The 18,393-nt window shown below is 72.7% G+C and carries 19 protein-coding genes, 1 pseudogene and 1 riboswitch; of the genes and pseudogenes, 8 read left to right on the top strand and 12 right to left on the bottom strand.

The annotated features are described in order from the left end of the window. Positions 1-25 precede the first annotated feature (25 nt). Entirely contained in the window at positions 26-565 is a 540-nt protein-coding gene (locus AB0M43_RS08560; RefSeq protein ID WP_363722439.1) for an MOSC domain-containing protein, read from the top strand. A gap of 101 nt (positions 566-666) precedes the next feature. Then, positions 667-1,755 (top strand): cobalamin-independent methionine synthase II family protein, encoded by a 1,089-nt coding sequence (locus AB0M43_RS08555; protein ID WP_363722438.1) that lies wholly within the window; start codon positions 667-669, stop codon positions 1,753-1,755. A gap of 105 nt (positions 1,756-1,860) precedes the next feature. Here AB0M43_RS08555 and AB0M43_RS08550 read toward each other — a convergent pair whose 3' ends face one another. The 3 genes from AB0M43_RS08550 to AB0M43_RS08540 all read right to left on the bottom strand — a co-directional run bounded on the left by AB0M43_RS08550 (position 1,861) and on the right by AB0M43_RS08540 (position 3,354). Continuing rightward, positions 1,861-2,328 (bottom strand): HIT domain-containing protein, encoded by a 468-nt coding sequence (locus tag AB0M43_RS08550; RefSeq protein WP_363722437.1) that lies wholly within the window; start codon positions 2,326-2,328, stop codon positions 1,861-1,863. A gap of 114 nt (positions 2,329-2,442) precedes the next feature. Continuing rightward, positions 2,443-2,928, bottom strand: a complete 486-nt coding sequence (locus AB0M43_RS08545) for a DUF488 domain-containing protein (protein WP_363722436.1) — start codon at positions 2,926-2,928, stop codon at positions 2,443-2,445. 30 nt (positions 2,929-2,958) lie between these two features. Continuing rightward, on the bottom strand, positions 2,959-3,354 hold the full coding sequence (locus AB0M43_RS08540; protein ID WP_363722434.1) for a RidA family protein: 396 nt from the start codon (positions 3,352-3,354) through the stop codon (positions 2,959-2,961). Between the two features lie 126 nt (positions 3,355-3,480). Between AB0M43_RS08540 and AB0M43_RS08535 the strand changes: the two genes are divergently transcribed. Then, positions 3,481-4,449, top strand: coding sequence for a WYL domain-containing protein (locus AB0M43_RS08535; RefSeq protein WP_363722431.1), 969 nt, complete (start codon positions 3,481-3,483; stop codon positions 4,447-4,449). Here AB0M43_RS08535 and AB0M43_RS08530 read toward each other — a convergent pair. Further along, a pseudogene (locus AB0M43_RS08530) lies at positions 4,430-5,319 on the bottom strand (LysR family transcriptional regulator). The gene AB0M43_RS08535 and the pseudogene AB0M43_RS08530 sit on opposite strands and share 20 nt — an antisense overlap. Before the next feature lie 102 nt (positions 5,320-5,421). Between AB0M43_RS08530 and AB0M43_RS08525 the strand changes: the two are divergent. After that, positions 5,422-6,159 carry an SDR family oxidoreductase gene (locus tag AB0M43_RS08525; protein ID WP_363722429.1) on the top strand — a complete coding sequence of 246 codons (738 nt, stop codon included), beginning with the start codon at positions 5,422-5,424 and terminating at the stop codon, positions 6,157-6,159. Between the two features lie 15 nt (positions 6,160-6,174). Here the strand turns inward: AB0M43_RS08525 and AB0M43_RS08520 are convergent, their stop codons facing one another. Further along, a complete protein-coding gene (locus AB0M43_RS08520; protein ID WP_363722427.1) occupies positions 6,175-7,053 on the bottom strand; it encodes an ADP-ribosylglycohydrolase family protein in 879 nt (292 codons plus the stop codon). Positions 7,054-7,439: 386 nt separating this feature from the next. Here AB0M43_RS08520 and pyrH point away from each other — a divergent pair, with 386 nt between their 5' ends. Next, on the top strand, positions 7,440-8,162 hold the full coding sequence (pyrH, locus tag AB0M43_RS08515) for a UMP kinase (protein WP_363722425.1): 723 nt from the start codon (positions 7,440-7,442) through the stop codon (positions 8,160-8,162). A gap of 150 nt (positions 8,163-8,312) precedes the next feature. On the opposite strand, the gene AB0M43_RS08510 is transcribed toward pyrH, so the two are convergent. After that, positions 8,313-8,795 (bottom strand): GNAT family N-acetyltransferase, encoded by a 483-nt coding sequence (locus tag AB0M43_RS08510; RefSeq protein ID WP_363722423.1) that lies wholly within the window; start codon positions 8,793-8,795, stop codon positions 8,313-8,315. A gap of 265 nt (positions 8,796-9,060) precedes the next feature. On the opposite strand from AB0M43_RS08510, the gene AB0M43_RS08505 reads away from it, so the two are divergent. Further along, positions 9,061-9,693, top strand: a complete 633-nt coding sequence (locus AB0M43_RS08505) for a hypothetical protein (protein ID WP_363722422.1) — start codon at positions 9,061-9,063, stop codon at positions 9,691-9,693. Positions 9,694-9,721: 28 nt separating this feature from the next. Here the strand turns inward: AB0M43_RS08505 and AB0M43_RS08500 are convergent, their stop codons facing one another. The 3 genes from AB0M43_RS08500 to AB0M43_RS08490 form a co-directional block, all read right to left on the bottom strand. Continuing rightward, on the bottom strand, positions 9,722-11,146 hold the full coding sequence (locus tag AB0M43_RS08500) for an FAD-dependent monooxygenase (protein WP_363723317.1): 1,425 nt from the start codon (positions 11,144-11,146) through the stop codon (positions 9,722-9,724). 318 nt (positions 11,147-11,464) lie between these two features. Then, the gene (locus AB0M43_RS08495) at positions 11,465-11,959 is read right to left on the bottom strand and encodes a GNAT family N-acetyltransferase (RefSeq protein WP_363722420.1); all 495 of its coding nucleotides are present in this window, start codon (positions 11,957-11,959) and stop codon (positions 11,465-11,467) included. Positions 11,960-12,113: 154 nt separating this feature from the next. Further along, a complete protein-coding gene (locus tag AB0M43_RS08490; protein WP_363722418.1) occupies positions 12,114-14,498 on the bottom strand; it encodes an excinuclease ABC subunit UvrA in 2,385 nt (794 codons plus the stop codon). A 171-nt stretch (positions 14,499-14,669) separates the two neighbouring features. Here AB0M43_RS08490 and AB0M43_RS08485 point away from each other — a divergent pair, with 171 nt between their 5' ends. Continuing rightward, positions 14,670-15,779 (top strand): epoxide hydrolase family protein, encoded by a 1,110-nt coding sequence (locus AB0M43_RS08485; RefSeq protein ID WP_363723315.1) that lies wholly within the window; start codon positions 14,670-14,672, stop codon positions 15,777-15,779. A 51-nt stretch (positions 15,780-15,830) separates the two neighbouring features. Here the strand turns inward: AB0M43_RS08485 and AB0M43_RS08480 are convergent, their stop codons facing one another. From AB0M43_RS08480 to AB0M43_RS08470, 3 genes are all read right to left on the bottom strand, one after another. Further along, positions 15,831-16,658, bottom strand: a complete 828-nt coding sequence (locus AB0M43_RS08480) for a bifunctional 5,10-methylenetetrahydrofolate dehydrogenase/5,10-methenyltetrahydrofolate cyclohydrolase (RefSeq protein WP_363722416.1) — start codon at positions 16,656-16,658, stop codon at positions 15,831-15,833. Further along, on the bottom strand, positions 16,655-17,230 hold the full coding sequence (locus AB0M43_RS08475; RefSeq protein WP_363722414.1) for a cyclodeaminase/cyclohydrolase family protein: 576 nt from the start codon (positions 17,228-17,230) through the stop codon (positions 16,655-16,657). Before AB0M43_RS08475 ends, AB0M43_RS08480 begins: the two co-directional genes overlap by 4 nt. A 21-nt stretch (positions 17,231-17,251) precedes the next feature. Continuing rightward, positions 17,252-17,338, bottom strand: a riboswitch (ZMP/ZTP riboswitch). A gap of 106 nt (positions 17,339-17,444) precedes the next feature. Then, complete coding sequence (locus tag AB0M43_RS08470) at positions 17,445-17,888, bottom strand: MarR family transcriptional regulator (RefSeq protein WP_363722411.1); 444 nt, start codon at positions 17,886-17,888, stop codon at positions 17,445-17,447. Positions 17,889-17,962: 74 nt separating this feature from the next. Here AB0M43_RS08470 and AB0M43_RS08465 point away from each other — a divergent pair, with 74 nt between their 5' ends. Next, positions 17,963-18,334: a cupin domain-containing protein gene (locus AB0M43_RS08465; RefSeq protein ID WP_363722409.1), complete on the top strand. Its 372-nt coding sequence runs from the start codon at positions 17,963-17,965 to the stop codon at positions 18,332-18,334. Positions 18,335-18,393 lie beyond the last annotated feature (59 nt).

The following is an 18,393-nucleotide window of genomic DNA, read 5'->3' as shown; positions in this document are numbered from 1 at the left end:
ATCGCTTCGGTGGGACGATCACGGCATGGGAATCGTCACGGCGGTGAGCCGCAGCGGGGTGCACGGGTTCAGCAAGGACAACCAGCCGTCGATCCGGCTGCTCGCCGGACTCGGGGTCGAGGGCGACGCGCACCTCGGGGAGACCGTGAAGCACCGGTCCCGGGTCGCGCAGGACCCCACCCAGCCGAACCTGCGCCAGGTGCACCTGATCCACGCCGAGCTGCACGACGAGCTCGCGGCGGCCGGACACGACGTCACCGGCGGCCAGCTCGGCGAGAACGTCACCACCCGGGGCCTGGACCTGCTCGGGCTGCCCCGGGGCGCCCGGCTGCGGCTCGGGGACACCGCGGTCGTGGAGATCACCGGACTGCGCAACCCGTGCGAGCAGATCAACGGGTTCCAGGCGGGGCTGCTCAAGCGGGTCGTCGGCCGCGACGCCGACGGGGCCCTCGTCCGGCGGGCCGGGATCATGGGCGTGGTCGTGACCGGCGGCGAGGTGCGTCCGGGCGACCCGATCACCGTGGAACTGCCGCCCGAGCCGCACGAGGCCCTCGACCGGGTCTGAGCCGTCACACGAGGACCGGGGGAATCCCCCGGTCCTCGACCATGTCCGGATCCGGGCGCCTCCCCCGTTCGGGGGGAATTCATCACCTGGGTGGTATCGATATGAATGAAACTTTGATACCGTTTTGTACTATGAGTCTTTCCACGGAACAGATCGGCAGCATTCCGCGCCCTTCAGAGCTCATCGCCGGCGTAGCAGCACACGCCGCGGGCACTCTGTCCTCCGAAGACCTAACTGTGTTGTCCGACAATGCGTTACGGGACACCATCGAACGACTTGAGGCGACCGGTTCCCCGGTCGTCACCGACGGCGAGCAGACCAAGCCCAGCTTCGCCACCTACCCGGTCGGGGCCCAGTTCGACGGCGAGGGCATCGTGCTGCCCTTCGCCGACGGGCACACCCGCCAGCTCCCCCGGCTCGTGTCGGGGCCGTTCCGCTACAACGTGCACGCCGACGAGTACCTGGTGGCCGCCCAGCGAATCGCCACCGTCCCCGTCAAGCAGGCCGTCATCGCGCCCTCCGCGCTGAGCCTGTTCTACCCGGCCGACGGCGTCGAGGGTTACCCGCGCGAGGAGTTCATCGCCGACCTCATCGACGGGGCCGAGGCCGACGTCCGCCGCAGTCTCGACGCCGGCGCGCACGTCGTGCAGCTCGACTTCACCGAGGGCCGCCTCGCCGTCAAGCTCGACCCGAGCCTCGGGCTGCTGCGGTCCTTCGTGGACCTGAACAACCGGCTCCTGGAACGCTTCTCCGACGCCGAGCGGGCCCGGATCGGCGTGCACACCTGCCCCGGCGGCGACCAGGACTCCACGCACAGCGCCGACGTCGACTACGCCGACCTCCTCCCGGACCTGTTCCGGATCCAGGCCGGCAACGTCTACGTCGCCCTGGCCAGCGAGGCCGACCCGCGCCGGGTGCTGGAGGTCATCGCCCGCGAGGCGCGCCCCGACCAGAAGGTGTTCGTCGGCGTCACCGACCCGATCGACCCCCGGGTCGAGACCGTCGAGGAGGTCCGCGACCGGGTGCTGCTCGCCGCCGAGTTCATCGCGCCCGACCGGCTCGGCACCTGCGACGACTGCGGGTTCTCGCCGTTCGCCGACGACGCGTCGACCTCGCGGGAGATCGCGTTCGCGAAGATCACGTCCCGGGTGGAGGGCACCCGGCTCGCCAGCGAGCGGCTCGGGGTCTGACGGCGACGGGGGCCGCCCAGGGTCCCCGTTGCCCGGGCCGCGCGGGGTGCCTGTCCTCCCGTGCGGCCCGGCCTCCGATCGCGACGGCTCCACCCGCCGTGGCGGTCAGGCGTCCGCGAAGTGCGCGCGGAGCCGGTCCGCGTAGGGCCGGCGCCGCTCGGCGCTCTGGTAGCCCGGCAACGGCGACAGGCGATAGAGCCCGTCATCGGGGTACCGGGGGAAGACGTGCACGTGGTAATGCCACACGTCCTGGTCCCCGGCGGGCTCGTTGTGCTGTCGGGTGGACACGCCGGGCGATCCGTAACAGTGACGAATGGCCACGGCCATCTCGCGCACCAGGTCCTGCACCGCGTGGCCGGCGGCGGGCGGCTGGTCGTAGAGGTTCTCGTGGTGCTCGGTGGGCACGACGAGCACATGGCCACGGTTGTTCGGCCACATCCGGGGCGAGATCAGGGCCAGCGCGCCGGACGTGCGGCGCACGATGTCGTCCGGGCCGCTGAGGGCGTCCCCGCCGCCGGCCGCCAGGCGGCAGAACGGGCACTCGTAGTCCGGGGGCGCGTGGGTGACCGTCATTCCACCGATCATGACCAAGGTGGAGGGTGCCCGCAACCCCGCTCGTCGGGCTGTCGGCGTCTCCACCCACAGCCCGACGACCGATCCCGCCCACAGCCCGACGGCCGACCCCGCTCAGTCCGGGCGCAGGCCCGTGACCCGCGCACCGTGCTCGGCGCGCAGCCGCTCGGCCACCAGGGAACGGTGGCACGCCTCCGGATCCCGCTCGACGCAGAACAGCGCGGTCACCGGGTCGACCGGCAGCCCGGCCAGCAGGGCGCCGAGGTCGAACGGATCGAGGATCTCCCCCGTGTAGCCCTCGACATACCCCGGCGCCAGCGCGATCCGGTCACGCTTGCCCACGCCCAACCGGTCGTCCTCGCGGTACTGCAACTGGCGCAGCCCGGTCGTCGGCGCCAGCTCCCGCACGTGCCGGTAGCCGATGCCCGCCCCCGCCAGCGCGGCCTGCAGCCGCGCCGAGTTCGCCCAGGAGTAGTCCGGGCCCCGGACACCGCGGCGCTGGCGGAGGTCGAGCAGCAGCCCCACCCCGCCCTCCGCGAGCTTGTCGAGGAAGGCTCCGGCGGTGAAGCCGTACACCCCGATGGTCACGATCCTGTGCACTGGGACTGTCCTTCCGGTAGCCGTGCCGGCTCACGCGACAGCGGTGCCCTCCAGTTCGACCAGCTGGCCGGGGACCGCCAGCCGGGTCACCCCGAGCATCGTGGTGGCCGGGGCCACCCGGGCCGCGCCCAACCGCGCCGCCAGCACCCCGTAGTGCTGGAAGAGCAGGTCGACGTCGGTGGTGTAGACGTTGAGCCGGACGAGGTTCCCGAGGGACATGTCGGCCCCGCCGAGCACGGCCTCCAGGTTGTCGAGGCTCAGGGCCAACTGCGCCGCCAGGTCACCGTCGTGCTCGGGCCTGCCGTCGGCGCTCATCGCGGTCTGGCCGGAGCAGTACAGGGTCCTGGTGTGCCCGGAGACGAGTTCCCCCTGGTTGAATCCCAGCTCCACCGACCACGTCACCGGGTTGACTGCCGTTCGTTCCATCGCCACATCAGATCCATTCGCTTTTCGGGGTACGCCCGCCGATCGCCACCCGCTGTGGCGCCGTCCCGATCAGCCTCGCAGCGATACACGACACCCTCTGTCGTGTATCGCTGGGACACTTTCCGGATGCGCGCCGACCGGTTGGTCTCCCTGGTACTCCTGCTCCGCCAGCACGGCCGGCTGTCCGCCGCCGCCCTGGCCCGCGAACTGGAGGTCTCCGCCCGCACCGTGCTGCGCGACGTCGAGGCGCTCTCGGCCGCCGGCGTCCCGGTCTACGCCGAACGGGGCCGGCACGGCGGCTTCGCGCTGCTGCCCGGCTTCCGGACCGAGCTCACCGGACTCAACCACGACGAGGCGCTCGCCCTGCTGGTCGCCGGATCGCGGCGCGGCGCGCAGGTCTTCGGCCTCGGCTCGGCGCTCGCCTCGGCCATGCTGAAGGTCGTCGACGCGCTCCCCGAGAGCTACCGGACCACGGCGGCGGGCGCCGCCCAGCGCCTGCTCATCGACCCGGAGACCGACCTGCTCTCCCGCCGGCTGGTCGCCGAGGAGCTACCCGACGCCACCGTCACCGAGATCCGGCGCGCCGTGTTCGCCGGACACCGGCTGCGCATCCACTACGCGGCGGCAGACCAGGAACCCCGGTGGCGCACGGTGGACCCGATCGGCCTGGTCACCGTGCGCGACCAGGGGTATCTGCTGGCCACGCGCGCCGGTGAGGACCGCACCTACCGGCTGTCGCGGGTCCTGGCCGCCGAGGAGCTCGCCGAACCCGCCCAGCGACCCGACCGCGTCGACCTGGGTCGGGCCTGGCGGGAACGCGGCACCCGGTTCCGGACCGGCGGCGACCTGGTCGCCGTGCTGCTGCGGGTGGACCCGTCGCGGCGGAAGGAACTGGTGGGCACCGCGCTGGCCGTCCTCGCCGAGGGGACCGACCCGGACGGCTGGCTGCGGCTGGAGGTGACCTTCCAGGACGCGAGACACGCCGAATGGGCGCTGTGGCAGCTCGCCACGAACGCGGAGGCCCTGGAACCGCGCTGGTTGCGCGACTCCCTGCGCGACCGGGCGGCCGCGATGGTCACCCGCTACGGGGAGTAGCGCTGCGCTGGGAGGATTCGAGCCGCACGGCGGTCCTGACCAGGCTGGCCAGGGCCGGTGAACGGCTGTGCGGGGGCCAGGCGATGTGGGTGACGACGGGCGGCGCGTCGGTCAACGGGACGGCGGCGTGCCCGGACCACAGCCAGGCGCGCGCGGACTCCGGCAGCACGGCGACGGTGCGCCCGAGGGCGACCAGCTGGGCCAACTGCGTCTGGTCGTGCACCTCCGGGCCGGGGCCGGGCGGGTACACGCCGTGTCGGGGCCAGCGCGCCCGGGGCAGGTCGGGGAGGTCGTCGATGTCGGCCATGGACAGGGTTTCGCGCGCGGCGAGGGGGTGTCCGGCGGGCAGGAGGGCGAACTGCTCCTCGGTCACGAGTTCCTCGCTGTCGAACCCGGCGAGGGAGTTGAACGGCACGTGCAGCAGCGCGGCGTCGGCGGTGCCGTCGCGTAGCCGTGCCTCCTGGTCGCTCATCCGGCACTGCAGCACCTCGACCTCGGCGGCGTCGGGCTCGGCCGCGTAGGCGTCGAGGAGCTGGTGGAGCAGTCCGTGGACGGCGGCGGTCTTCACAGCCAGAACCAGACGGGTACGCGCACCGCCCGGGTTGTCGGCTCCCCCGGCGCGGCGGGTACGGCGGACGGCGGCGAGGGCCGCGTCCAGTGTCACCCGGCCCTCGGACAGCAGCACCCGCCGGCGTCGGTCAGCGCGACGCCCCGGCGGTCGCGTTCCAGGAGGCGGACGCCGAGGCGCCGTTCGAGCTGCTGGATCGCGCGTGACAACGGCGGCTGGGCCATGCCGAGGCGTTCGGCTGCCCGGCCGAAGTGCAGCTCCTCGGCGACGGCCACGAAGTATCTCAGCTCGCGGGTCTCCAGGGCGTCCACGGCCACAGCGTACGGCAGTGATACCCGTCGGGTATGACAGCGCACCCGATCGGTGTTGGCCAGCGCGCCCCCCTGCCAGCGAGGCTGGACGGCATGAACCCAACGAAGATCGCCCTTGTCACCGGCGCGAACCAGGGAATCGGCTACGCGATCGCCACCCGGCTCGGAGCCCTCGGATACCGGGTCGCCGTCGGGGCGCGCGACGCCGGCCGGCGCGAGACCGCCGTCGGGAAGCTGCGCGCCGCCGGGGCCGACGCGTTCGGGGTGCCGCTGGACGTCACCGGCGACCGGAGCGTCACCGACGCCGCCGACCTGATCGAGCGGGAGGCCGGCCGGCTGGATGTCCTGGTCAACAACGCGGGCATCTCCGGCCAGCAGGGCTCCGACTGGGCTCAGGACCCGACCACGCTCGACCTCGACCTGGTCCGCACGGTCGTGGAGACCAACGTCCTCGGCGTGATCCGGGTGACGAACGCGATGCTCCCGCTGCTGCGGCGCTCGCCCTCGCCGCGCGTCGTCAACCTCTCCAGCAGCGTCGGCTCCGTGACCCTGCAGGCCGACCCGGCCGTCGAGATCGGACCGGTCATGGCGGCCTACGCGCCGTCGAAGTCGTTCCTCAACGCCGTCACCGTCCAGTACGCCCGACAGCTCGCCGGTACCGACATCCTGATCAACGCCACCTGCCCGGGCCTGGTCGCGACCGCCTTCACCGGGTTCCACGGCCCCCGCACCCCCGAGGAGGGCGCGGCCACGGCCGTCCGGCTCGCCACACTGCCCGACGGCGGTCCGTCCGGCGCGTTCTTCGACGACGAGGGCGTCGTCCCCTGGTAGGGACGATGCCCCCACTCAGGGCAGTGGCTCGGCGGCCGTCAGCCACGCCCCGGGAACCTGGCCGAGTCCGACCCTGGCGGCGACGATCCCGCCGACGATCGCGCAGGTGGTGTCCATGTCGCCGCCCGCCGACACGGTGGCCCACAGTGCTTCCGGCAGGTCGTCGAGATGTCGGGCGGCGCACCAGATCGCGTACGGCACCGTGTCGGGCGCGGAGATCAGGGCCCCGCAGCCGACCACTGCGGCGACGGACCGGGGCTCGGCGCTGAACGGCAGCTCGCCGGCGCGGCGGAGCCGGGCGGCCACGTCGCTGGCGGGGGTGCGGGCGGCGGTGGCGGCGATCAGTTCGTCGGCGTCGACGCCCCGGGTGGACAGCGCCGCCGCGATCGCCACCGCGACGGCACCGGCGGCGGCTTCCGGATGGGCGTGGGTGACCGTCGCGGACAGTCGGGCCTGCTCGGCGACCCGGTCGAGATCGTCGGCGAACCAGGCGCCGAGCGGTGCGACCCGCATCGCGGCGCCGTTGCCCCACGATCCCTGGCCGTCGAACTGCCGGCCGGTCACCTCCGTCCACGGCTCGCCGTCGGCGATCGCCGCGAGGACGTCGTGCATTCCCGCGCCGTAGTTGCGGTACGGGTCGGCCCGGTACCGGTCGGCGAACCTCGTCGCGAGCAGGTCCGGGACGATCCCTCCGTGGCTGACCAGCATGCCGTGCACCTTGACCGCCATCGCCGTGTCGTCGGTCCACGGCCACGGGGCCGGGGCGAGCACCCGATCGCGTAGCTGCCGGTCGAGGTCGGCGGCCGGCCGGAAGAACCAGGTCTCCCCGAACGAGTCGCCGAGCGCCAGACCGCGCAGGGAGTGGCGGGCGGCGTCCGAGGCGGCGGTGGTCATCCCGTGATGGTGCCAGCCCGTCACGGCTCACGACACCGGATATGCCATGCACGGGTAGCCGTCCAACCTCGCCGGGGCGCCTGCCAGGACGACGACGGCCCTCGTCGGCAGGTCACGGCCATGGTGGAGGGTCTTGGCGACCCCGCACAGAGCCGTGCCCACATAACAGGAATTATGGTGTACCCGGAGAAGGGGGTTATCGGGGTTGATTATCGGATTAACGTTAACGGTAATACGGTAATGAACGAGCCTGCCTGTGCGCGCGGATCCCCTGGATCCGTCACTGTGACGGATGAGAGTGCTACCCCTGAGTGGCCACCGCGCGCCCGATCCGTCGGCTACAGTCGGCCGGGTCGCCGGACGCGCGGCCACCGGAGGAGGAGACCGTGGCCGGGTCCAGGTACGCGCGGGTGGTCCTGAAGATCAGTGGCGAGGCGCTCGCCGGTGAACGCGGCTGGGGCGTGGACCCCGCGAGCCTCGCCCACATCGCCCGCGAGATCCTCACGGTCCGCGAACTGGGCGTGCAGGTGGCCGTCGTGATCGGCGGGGGCAACTACTTCCGGGGCCGGATGGCCGACGGCTGGGGCATCGACCGGGCGGAGGCCGACAACATCGGCATGCTCGGCACCGTCATGAACGCGCTCACCCTGCGCGGCGCGCTCACCGGGGCCGGCGCGCGGAACGTGCGGGTGATGACCGCGATCCCGATGACGAGCATGGCCGAGCCGTTCATCCGGCTGCGGGCGGTCCGGCACCTGGAACACGGCGCACTGGTCCTGCTCGCCGGCGGGATCGGGCAGCCCTATGTGACCACGGACTACCCGGCCGTGCAACGCGCGCTGGAGTTGGGCGCGGACGCGCTGCTGGTCGCCAAGCGCGGCGTCGACGGCGTGTACGCGGCCGACCCGAACACCACGCCCGGGGCCCGGCGGTATACCTCGTTGACGTACGCCGAGGCGCTGGCCGGCAACATCCGGGTGATGGACGCGGGGGCGTTCGTGCTGGCCGGCGAGCAGGGGCTGGTGACGCACGTGTTCGACGTCGCGGCGACCGGGGCGATGCGGGCGGTGTGCGAGGGCGAGGACGTCGGGACCCGGATCCACGCCTAGCGCCGAGCCCGGCGTCAGGAGTGGATCCGGACGGGAGGGCCCGCGGGCCGCATCCGGCGGGCGTTGCTCCGTCATCGCCGCGACGCGGACGCCGGGCCCGTTGCCCACCGGGTCCTCGGGGACGGGCGCGAACCCGCCCCCGAGGAGCGGTCACAAGTGCAGGTAGTACATGGCGACCGGGTACCCGACGCAGCCGAGGCTTTCGTAGAGGGCCCGGGCGGGAGCGTGGAACTCGTCTCCGCCGGTACCGATCACGGCGACCTCGGCACCGGCGGCGCGCATCTGGTCGAGGGCGTGTCCGCACAGTGCGGCGCCCAGGCCGTGGCGGCGGTGCCCGGCGTCCACGGCGAGGATGACGACCCTGCCGTTGCGGTGGTCGGGGTCGACACTCCAGGCCACGTACCCGGCGACCGTGGTGTCGATCTCGGCGACCACGACGTGTTTGTGCTGGTCGGGTTCGTGGAGGTCCGCGAGGAGTGTGCGGTAGTCCCCGCGCCAGTCGCCGTGCTGGTTGGCGAAGACGAGTTCGCCGACCACCGGCCGGAACCCGTCCTTGAGGAAGGGCCCGAAGGTGGCGATGGTCAGCTCGGTGAGCCGGGCGAGGTCATGCTGACGGAATGCGCGTAGCCGCATGGAAGGTGTGCCTTTCTCGAACATGAGGAAGCGAACGGGGTGTCCGTCGACCGGCACGCGGCCCCGTGGGGCGGCGGACCGGACCTCAGTCGCGAGTACGCCAGGAGGCGAAGCACGTCATGGCCGCGACGGTACCCGCGCCCGGCCGGTTCCGCAGCCCGGTTTCCGCAAGGGTCACCTGTCCGCACGACGGCGGGCCCGGCACCGCACACGCGGCCCGGAAAACCGGATGCCGCCCCTCCGGTCCGGCGCTAGCTTCAGCGGCATGGACTCAGCCACCGCCACGGCCCTGCTCGCCGAGCACGCCGCCGCCCGCGACGCCCTTCTCGCCGGACTCGTCGACTGGGCCCGGGCCGGCGGGCACCCGCTCTGGCAGGTCGGCTCCGGCTCCGACGGCACCGGTGACGAGTGGAGCGACCTGGACCTGGTGCTGTGCGGTGCCCAGCCGCCGGACACCGGGGCCGCCCTCCGGGTGGTCAATCCGACCAACGGGCTCGCCGGCCACGGCTACGTCGGCGAGGCGCACCTGGCCGGCCCGCTCGTGCAGTGGATCGACTGGTACCCGTGGCCGGTGGACCTGCCCTCCCCGGCCGGGGCCCGGCTGCTCACCGGCGACGGCCCGCGCGGCGAGCTGACCCTGAAGGAATGCCTCGACGGGTACGGGCGGGGGCGGGGTGCCGAGCGGCCCGACCGGGACACGTTCGCGCTGGCCATGATCCCGCTCGCGGCCAAGTACGTCGCCCGGGGGTTGTCCGACGACGCCGCCGGCATGGTGGAGATGCTCGGCGGCGACCCGGACGGGGACCCGATCGCCGAGCTGCGCGCGCTGATCCCGGCCGGCCCGGTCGCCGGGCGGGTGGCGCTGACCCTCGACGTGGCCGGGGCGCTGCGGGCCTGATCCGCGTGCCGGACCAGGCCCGCGCCCGTCAGAGCCGGGTGGGCGCGCCGAACCAGCGGGCGAGGTGGCCGTCCAGGTCCCGCTGGTCGGCACCGATCCAGGCCACGTGGCCGTCGGGGCGGACCAGGACGCACGGGACGTCCAGCCCCGCAGTGGGGTCCGTGAGGAGGTCGACCCGGTCGGACCAGCCGTCGACGGTCAGGCGTCCGGTGCGGTCCAGCAGCAGGCCCCGACCCTGGTGCAGGAGTCCGTAGAGGCGGCCCTGTCGCAGGTCGAGGTCGCGCAGCCGGCGGCCGAGCAGGTCGGGGCCCGGGCCGAAGTCGTACCGGATGCCGATCGCGGTGATCTTCTCGATCAGGTGGCGGTTCACCTCGTTGAGGTCCATCAGCTCGGTGAGCAGCCTGCGCACGGCCTGTGGGCCCGGTTCGGGGGAGGTGAGTTCCCGCTGGGCGCGGGTGTTGTCCAGCACGTCGGCGGCGACCGGGTGCCGTTCGGCGTGGTAGGTGTCCAGCAGGGTCTCGGGCGCCCAGCCGCGGATCTGCGCGGCCAGTTTCCAACCGAGGTTGAACGCGTCCTGCATGCCCAGGTTGAGGCCCTGTCCGCCGATGGGCGGGTGGATGTGCGCGGCGTCGCCGGCCAGGAGTACGCGCCCGACCCGGTAGCGGTCGGCCAGTCGGGTGGCGTCGCCGAAGCGGGACAACCAGCGCGGGGAGTGCACACCGAAGTCGGTACCGGCGAGGGCGCGCAACTGTCGTCGGAAGTCCGCGATCGTGGGCGGCTGCGTGCGGTCGCCGACGCCCGCTGCGGGGACGACGACGCTGTAGGTCCCGGGGCCCACCGGCCGGATCCAGAACGGCCCGCGGGTCCGGTCGAGGTCGGCGACCTTGGCGGCGATCTCCCCGTGCGGTACGCCCACCTCCATCTCGCCCATCAGCGTGTCGTTCCGCGAGGGCTCGCCGGGGAAGCCGACGCCGAGCACTTTGCGCACCGTACTGCGCGCGCCGTCGCAGCCGACGAGATAGCGCGAACGCAGCCGTGCCCCGTCGGCCAGCCGGACGGTCACCCCGTCGTCGTCCTGTTCGAACCCGGCCACCGCACAGCCGCGCCGGACCCGCGCGCCCAGCGCGATGGCGTGCTCCTCGAGCAGGCGGACGATGACCGGCTGCGGGATGCCGAGCAGGTAGGCGTGCGCGGAGTCCAGGCCCTCGGGCACGGGTTTGTCGATCGCGGCGAAGAAACCGGCGGCCGGCCGCTGTCTGCCGTGTTCGGCGACGCGCTCCAGGAGGCCGCGCATCGCCAGCAGTTCGAGGCTGCGGATGTGCAGGCCGACGATCCGGGCGAACGAGACGGGCGCGGTGTCCTGTTCCAGGATGAGAACCCGCACGTCGTGCAGCCGGAGTTCGGCGGCCAGCGTCGCGCCGGTCGGCCCGCACCCGGCGATGATCACGTCGATGTCGGGGGGCGTCGGGTCGGCGCCGGAAGGAGTCAGGGGCCCGGACGGTTGCGGGGTGAGCTGCGGAGGGTGCACAGGTGTTGCCTTTCGGGAGGGCCTGGTGGCGCTCCCGGCGACGCCTACGCCAGCCGCCCGCCCGTGACGGGTAGGGGGAGCACCCACATCGGTACAGCGTTCATGGGTCTCACCTCCTCGGGCCGCGTCACGGTCCAGTGCAACGTACAGGCCCCGGCCGGGGTCCGTCCATCGCTTTCCCTCCCGGGTGATCGCGACCGGGGCGGGCCCGCTCGCCGGTGGTCACGACGCCCGGCGGGCTGGTCAGGGCCCTACGGATTTGGTGAAGTACACGAGGGTCCACGTCCATTCCGGCCGGGTCTCGCGGCCGATCTCCCGGTAGCCGAGGCCCTGGTAGAACGCCACGGCCTCGGGCTGGTTGGTCGCGGTGTCCAGGAACATCTCCCGCAGCCCCGACGCGGCGGCCCGGTCCTCCAAGGCGGCCATCAACGCGCGCCCGACGCCCTGCCGGCGGGTCGCGGGGTGCACCCGGACCCTGAGTACCTCGGCCTGGCCGTCGGCGTTCGGCACGAAGCCACCCATGCCGACGAGGTGGCCGTCGTGCTCGGCGACCAGGAAGTCGCCGCCCGCGAACGACGCGCGCACGTCCGCCAGGTCGTCGAACGCGGCGGGCGGCCCGGCGGCGGGCTCCAACGCCAGCGGCATCGACGCGTCCGCCGTCGCCCCGACGTTCGGCAGTGTGCTCAGTGTCCACACCAGCGGCGCGTCGGCGTCCTGGAACCCTCGAATGGTGACCATCACCGGATCCTGCCGCGAACAACGGCCGACAGCGACCGAATAAAAACGAGAGAACCCTTCGCGGGGTACGCCGGCAGCGGTCACTCGCGGGAGCCCGGTGTCCACCAATGGCCTGGCGCGGCGGGGAGCGGGAGAGTGCCCCGCTCCCCCGGCGTCACCGGCCCACGTAGGCCGCGAGGTGCTCGCCCGTGAGCGTGGACCGGGCAGCGACGAGTGCCGCTGGGGTGCCCTCGAACACGAGCCGGCCGCCGTCGTGGCCGGCGCCGGGGCCGAGGTCGATGATCCAGTCCGCGTGGGCCATGACGGCCTGGTGGTGTTCGATGACGATGACGGACTTGCCGGAGTCCACGAGCCGGTCGAGGAGCCCGAGGAGCTGTTCCACGTCGGCGAGGTGCAGGCCCGCCGTCGGCTCGTCGAGGACGAACACGCCGCCCTTCTCCGTCATGTGGGTGGCGAGTTTGACGCGCTGGCGTTCGCCGCCGGACAGGGTGGTCAGGGGCTGGCCTAGGCTGAGGTAGCCGAGGCCGACGTCGGCGAGCCGGTCGAGGATGGCGTGCGCGGCCGGGGTGTGCGCCTCGCCCGCGCCGAAGAACGTCCCGGCCTCGGTGACCGACATGGCGAGTACCTCGCTGATGTCCTTGGTTCCGAGTTTGTATTCCAGGACCGAGGCCAGGAAGCGCTTGCCCTCGCACTCCTCGCAGACGGTGGCGACGCCGGCCATCATGGCCAGGTCCGTGTAGATCACGCCGTTGCCGTTGCAGGTCGGGCAGGCGCCCGCGGAGTTGGCGCTGAACAGGGCCGGCTTGACGCCGTTGGCCTTCGCGAACGCTTTGCGGATCGGTTCGAGCAGTCCGGTGTACGTGGCCGGGTTGCTGCGCCGCGAGCCCCGGATCGCGCCCTGGTCGATGGACACGACGCCCTCGCCGGCCGGGATCGAGCCGTGGATGAGCGAGCTCTTGCCGGAGCCGGCCACGCCGGTGACGACGCAGAGCACGCCGAGTGGGAGGTCGACGTCGACGTCGCGCAGGTTGTTCGCGTTCGCGCCGCGGATCTCCAGCGTGCCGGTGGGCGTGCGCACCGTGTCCTTGAGGGTGGCCCGGTCGTCGAAGTGCCGGCCGGTGATGGTGCCGCTGGACCGCAGGCCCTCGACGGTGCCCTCGAAGCAGATCCGGCCGCCGGCCGTACCGGCGCCGGGTCCGAGGTCCACGACGTGGTCGGCGATCACGATCGTCTCCGGCTTGTGTTCCACGACGAGCACCGTGTTGCCCTTGTCGCGCAGCCGCAGCAGCAGGTCGTTCATGCGCGCGATGTCGTGCGGGTGCAGGCCGATCGTGGGCTCGTCGAAGACGTAGGTGACGTCGGTGAGCGAGGAGCCGAGGTGCCGGATCATCTTGGTGCGCTGCGACTCGCCGCCCGACAGGGTGCCCGACGGCCGGTCGAGGGACAGGTACCCGAGGCCGATCTCCACGAACGAGTCGAGGGTGTGGGCCAGCTTGGCGAGCAGCGGGGCCACCGAGGGCTCCTTGAGGCCGCGTACCCATGTCGCCAGGTCGTTGATCTGCATGGCGCACGCGTCGGCGATGCTGATCCCCTTGATCTTCGACGACCGGGCCGCCTCGCTGAGCCGGGTGCCGTCGCAGTCGGGGCAGGTCGTGAACGTCACGGCCCGCTCGACGAACGCCCGGATGTGCGACTGCATCGCGTCGACGTCCTTGACCAGCATCGACTTCTGGATCTTCGGGATCAGGCCCTCGTAGGTGAGGTTGATGCCCTCGACCTTGATCTTCGTCGGCTCCTTGTACAGCAGGTCGTGCAGTTCCCGCTTGGTGTACTTGCGGATCGGCTTGTCCATGTCGAAGAAGCCGCTGCCGCTGAAGATCCGGCCGAACCAGCCCTCCATGCTGTACCCGGGGATGGTCAGCGCGCCCTCGTTGAGCGACCGGTTCTCGTCGTAGAACGCGGTCAGGTCGAAGTCGGTGACCGAGCCCCGGCCCTCGCAGCGCGGACACATGCCGCCGGTGACGCTGAAGGTGCGCCGTTCCTTGACGGTCTTGCCGGCCTTCTCCATGGTGACCGCGCCGGCTCCGCTGATCGAGGCCACGTTGAAGGAGAACGCCTGGGGCGAGCCGACGTACGGCTTCCCGCGCCGGCTGAACAGGATCCGCAGCATGGCGTTGGCGTCGGTGGCCGTACCGACCGTGGAGCGCGGGTCGACGCCCATCCGCTGCTGGTCGACGATGATCGCGGTCGTCAGCCCGTCGAGGACGTCGACCTCGGGGCGCGCCAGGGTCGGCATGAAGCCCTGCACGAAGGTGCTGTACGTCTCGTTGATCAGCCGCTGGGACTCCGCGGCGATCGTGCCGAACACCAGGGAACTCTTGCCCGAGCCGGAGACGCCGGTGAACACCGTCAGCCGGCGTTTCGGGAGTTCGACGCTGACGTCCTTGAGGTTGTTCACGCGCGCGCCCTGGACCCGGATCAGGTCGTGGCTGTCGGCGGCGTGCGTGGACGTGTCCGTCTTCCTGGCCCTACTCGTCATGACGGTCACTCTAGGTGAGTCCGGGGCTGCTCGAATCCTGATCGGGATCCCATCGCCGAAATACTGGAACGGAATGCTTCGTTCTGCTATGCTGAACGGGTACCGAAGCCCGTGTGAGCAGCGAGAAAGGCCCGAGCCGTGTCCGAGTTGAACACCACTGCCGCCACCGAGATCCGCCCCTTCCGGATCGCCGTCCCCCAGGCCGAGCTCGACGACCTGCGCGACCGCCTCGGCCGCACCCGGTGGGCGGGGCAGCTGCCCGGCGACCCGTGGACCCGGGGCGTGCCGGTGGACTACCTGCGCGGCCTCGCGGAGTACTGGGGCGGGCGCTTCGACTGGCGCGCCGCCGAGGAGAAGCTGAACGCGTTCCCGCAGTACACGACGGAGGTCGACGGGCAGAACATCCACTTCGTCCACGTGCGCTCGGCCAACCCGGACGCGCTCGCGTTGCTGCTCGTGCACGACTGGCCGGGCTCGTTCACCCAGTTCTCCGAGGTCATCGCGCCACTGGCCGAGGACTTCCACGTGGTGGTCACCTCCACGCCCGGCGTCGGCTTCTCCGGCCCGCACGCCGGAGCCGGCTGGAACACCGGCCGGATCGCCGGCGCGTTCGTCACGTTGATGGCGCGCCTCGGCTACGGGCGCTACGGCGTGCAGGGCAACGGCGGCGGCGCGTGGATCGCCGCCGAGATGGGCCGCCAGGACCCCGAGCGGATCGTCGGGCTGCACCTCAACGGCCTGATCACCTTCCCGTCGGACGACCCGGCGGACTTCGAGGGCCTCACCGAGCTGGAGCAGGGCCGCCTCGGCCGGCTGCAGAACTTCCGCGACGACATGATGGGCTTCAACGCCATCCAGTCGACCCGCCCGCAGACCCTGGCGTTCGGCCTGCACGACTCCCCCGTCGGGCAGCTGGCCTGGATCACGGAGAAGTTCCAGGAGTGGACCGACGCCGCCGCCACGTCCCCCGAGGACGCGGTCGGGATCGACAACCTCCTGACCAACATCAGCGTGTACTGGTTCACCGGCACCGCCGGCTCGTCGGCCAACCTGTACTACGAGTCGGCCCACGACCCGGCCGCCTGGGCCCCGAAGCCGCGCGGCACCGTGCCCACGGCCGTGATCGCGACCGCCACGACGGACGTGGCGATCCGTCGGTTCGCCGAGCGCGACCACAACGTGACCCGCTGGACCGAGGTGGAGCGGGGCGGCAACTTCCTGTCGCTGGAGCAGCCGGCGACGCTGGTCGACGACGTCCGGGAGTTCTTCCGCGCGGTCTGAGGACGACGACGTCCCTGCCACGGTCACCGGATGACCGTGGCAGGGACGTTTTCAGGCCCGGGCCCGGGCCGCGTCGAGGGTGTGCCGCAGCAGCAGGGCGGTCGTCACGGGACCCACTCCGCCGGGTACGGGGCTCAGCGCCCCCGCCACCCCGGCCACCGAGTCGGCGTCGACGTCCCCGACCAGTCCCCCGTCGGCCGTCGGGTGGGTGCCCACGTCGATGACGGTCGCACCCGGGGCGACGTGTCCGGCGCGGATCAGTCCGGCCCGGCCGACGGCCACGACGAGGATCTCCGCGCGCCGGGTGACGGCCGCCAGGTCGGCGGTGCGGGAGTGGCAGACGGTGACCGTGGCGTCCCGGTCGAGCAGCAGGTGCGCGAGCGGTTTGCCGACCACCGTGGACCGGCCGACCACCACGGCCTCCCGACCCTCGACGGGTACGCCGTGGTGGTCGAGGAGCGCGACGACGGCCTCGGCGGTCGCGGGCGGGTACGCGGGCAGGCCGCAGACGAGCCGGCCCAGGCTCTCCGGGTTCGCGCCGTCGACGTCCTGGGCGGGGTCGATCGCCAGGGCCACCTCCCGGGCGTCCACACCGGCGGGCAACGGGGTCTGCAGGATGACGCCGTGCGTGCCCGGGTCGGCCGCGAGCCCCCGGAGGGCGTCGGTGATGGTGGCGGTGTCGGCGGCCGGGCCGAGGTCCACCACCTCGCAGGTGATGCCGACCTTGCCGGCGGCCGTGGCCAGGGAGCGCACGTACCAGGCGCTGGCCTCGTCGGCGGTGGCCGTGACGATCGCGAGCTTCGGCGCGGGCCCCTGGGCGACCCGGGCGGCGACGTCGGCGCGGATGGTGGCCGCGAGTTCCCGTCCGGACAGGTTCACGCAGCCAGCCCCTCACGCACGTCGGCGGTGACCCGGTCGGCGCGGGCCACGAGTTCGTCGACCCCGGCGAGGGTCGCGAGCAGGTCGCGGCGCGCGTCGGGGTCGGTGATGCCGGCGAGGTTGACCTCGACGTTGACCCGGGAGGTGGTCACGGCGGCGCGCGCGGCCTCGGCGGCGGCCGCGACGTCGGTGACCACGTTGCGGTTGCCGACGGGCAGCAGGTCCTCGGCGAGCGCGACCAGCCGGGCCGCGACGGCGATCACGGCGGCCGGCGGGCGCGCGGCGTCCACCAGGGCGGCGGCCAGCACCTCCCGGGGCCCCTTGTACGCGGCGGCCACGGCGGCGAACGCCTCCGCGTCCTCGGCGACCAGGGCCACGGCGCGGCCGCGCAGCTCCTCGGCCTCGGTGAGCACGGCGGTGATCAGGGGCGCGTGCCCCGCGTACTTCGGGCCGTCGCTGTAGCGGGCGACCATCGCGAGCAGGGCCGCGCCCTGGGCGGCGTGCAACGCGGCGGCGGCCCCGCCACCGGGGGCGGGACTGCGGCTGGCCAGTCGGTCGAGAAATTCCTGCACGGCGAACCTCCGTCGGTGGGACAGAGGTGCCCAGGCGGACGACACCGTCACGTGTGTGTGCTGCCGCTCCCCGGTGGTGATCCACCTTCGCCAGTCGCGGCACGGCCGAATCTACCAGGGGCCGCCGGCGTCGCCTGGCTCCGCAGTCGCCGGAGCGCACCCGGCCACGATCCCGTGCGGGCCGGCGACATCCGGGAACCGGCCCAGGGCGGCGTCACCAGGTGGGACGCAGCCGGCCCGGCGCGGCGACCCGGGCCAGGTCGGTGACCAGGGCCCCGACCCGGTCCTCGCCGAGCACCTCCGCCCAGCGCGCCACCGCCTCGGCCGCCGCGGCGTCGGCGGCCCGGGTGCAGGCCCAGCCCCGGTCGGTGAGCGTGACGAGCCGGGCCCGGGCGTCGCGCGGGTGCGGCTGGCTGGCCACGTACCCCTTGCGGGTCAGTTCCTCGATCAGCTGGCTGGCGGCCTGTTTCGTGACGCCCAGGTGTTCGGCGACCTGTCCGACGGTGGCCCCGTCGGGGGCGAGCCGGACGAACGCGAAGCCGTGCGCGGGGCGGACGTCGTCGAAGCCGCGGGCGACCACCCCCGCGTGGATGGCCTCGCTGAGGGTGTTCGCGGCGGCGAGTACGAGGTAGGCGAGCGCGCGGTGGTCGGTACCCATGAAAGCAGTTTGACAGCACGGACAAGATCGTTGACCATTTAGACAAGCTACTTGTCTACTTCTGAGGAGTCACCGTGCCTGTCGTCCGCCCCTCCGACGCCGTCGTCCACGAGATCCACGGCGCGACCTTCACCTCCTACGCCGCCCCGCGCAGCGGCAGCGCCGAACTCGCCGCGTGGCAGGTCGACGTCCCGGCCGGCACGACCGGCGTCCCGCACCGCGTCACCCGGGAGGAGGTGCTGCGCATCACCGCCGGGTCGGCCACGGTCACGCTGGACGACCGGAAGCACGACGTGACAGCCGGCGACGTCGTCATCGTGCCGGCCGGCGGCCTGTTCGGCATCGACACCGGGGCCGAGCCGCTGACGGCGTGGGTCAGCACCAGCGTGGGCCTGCGGGCGGCCCTCGCCGACGGTTCGTGGATCACGCCCCCGTGGACGGTCTGATATTCCGCGAGGTTGATCACATTGATCGTTAAGGTGACCCACCGTATCGTCGACAGGGA

Source organism: Longispora sp. NPDC051575, from assembly GCF_040681875.1.
Lineage (GTDB): Bacteria > Actinomycetota > Actinomycetes > Mycobacteriales > Micromonosporaceae > Longispora.
Note: the sequence above shows the minus strand (reverse complement) of the source record. Positions and strands in the feature narration are given on the sequence as shown.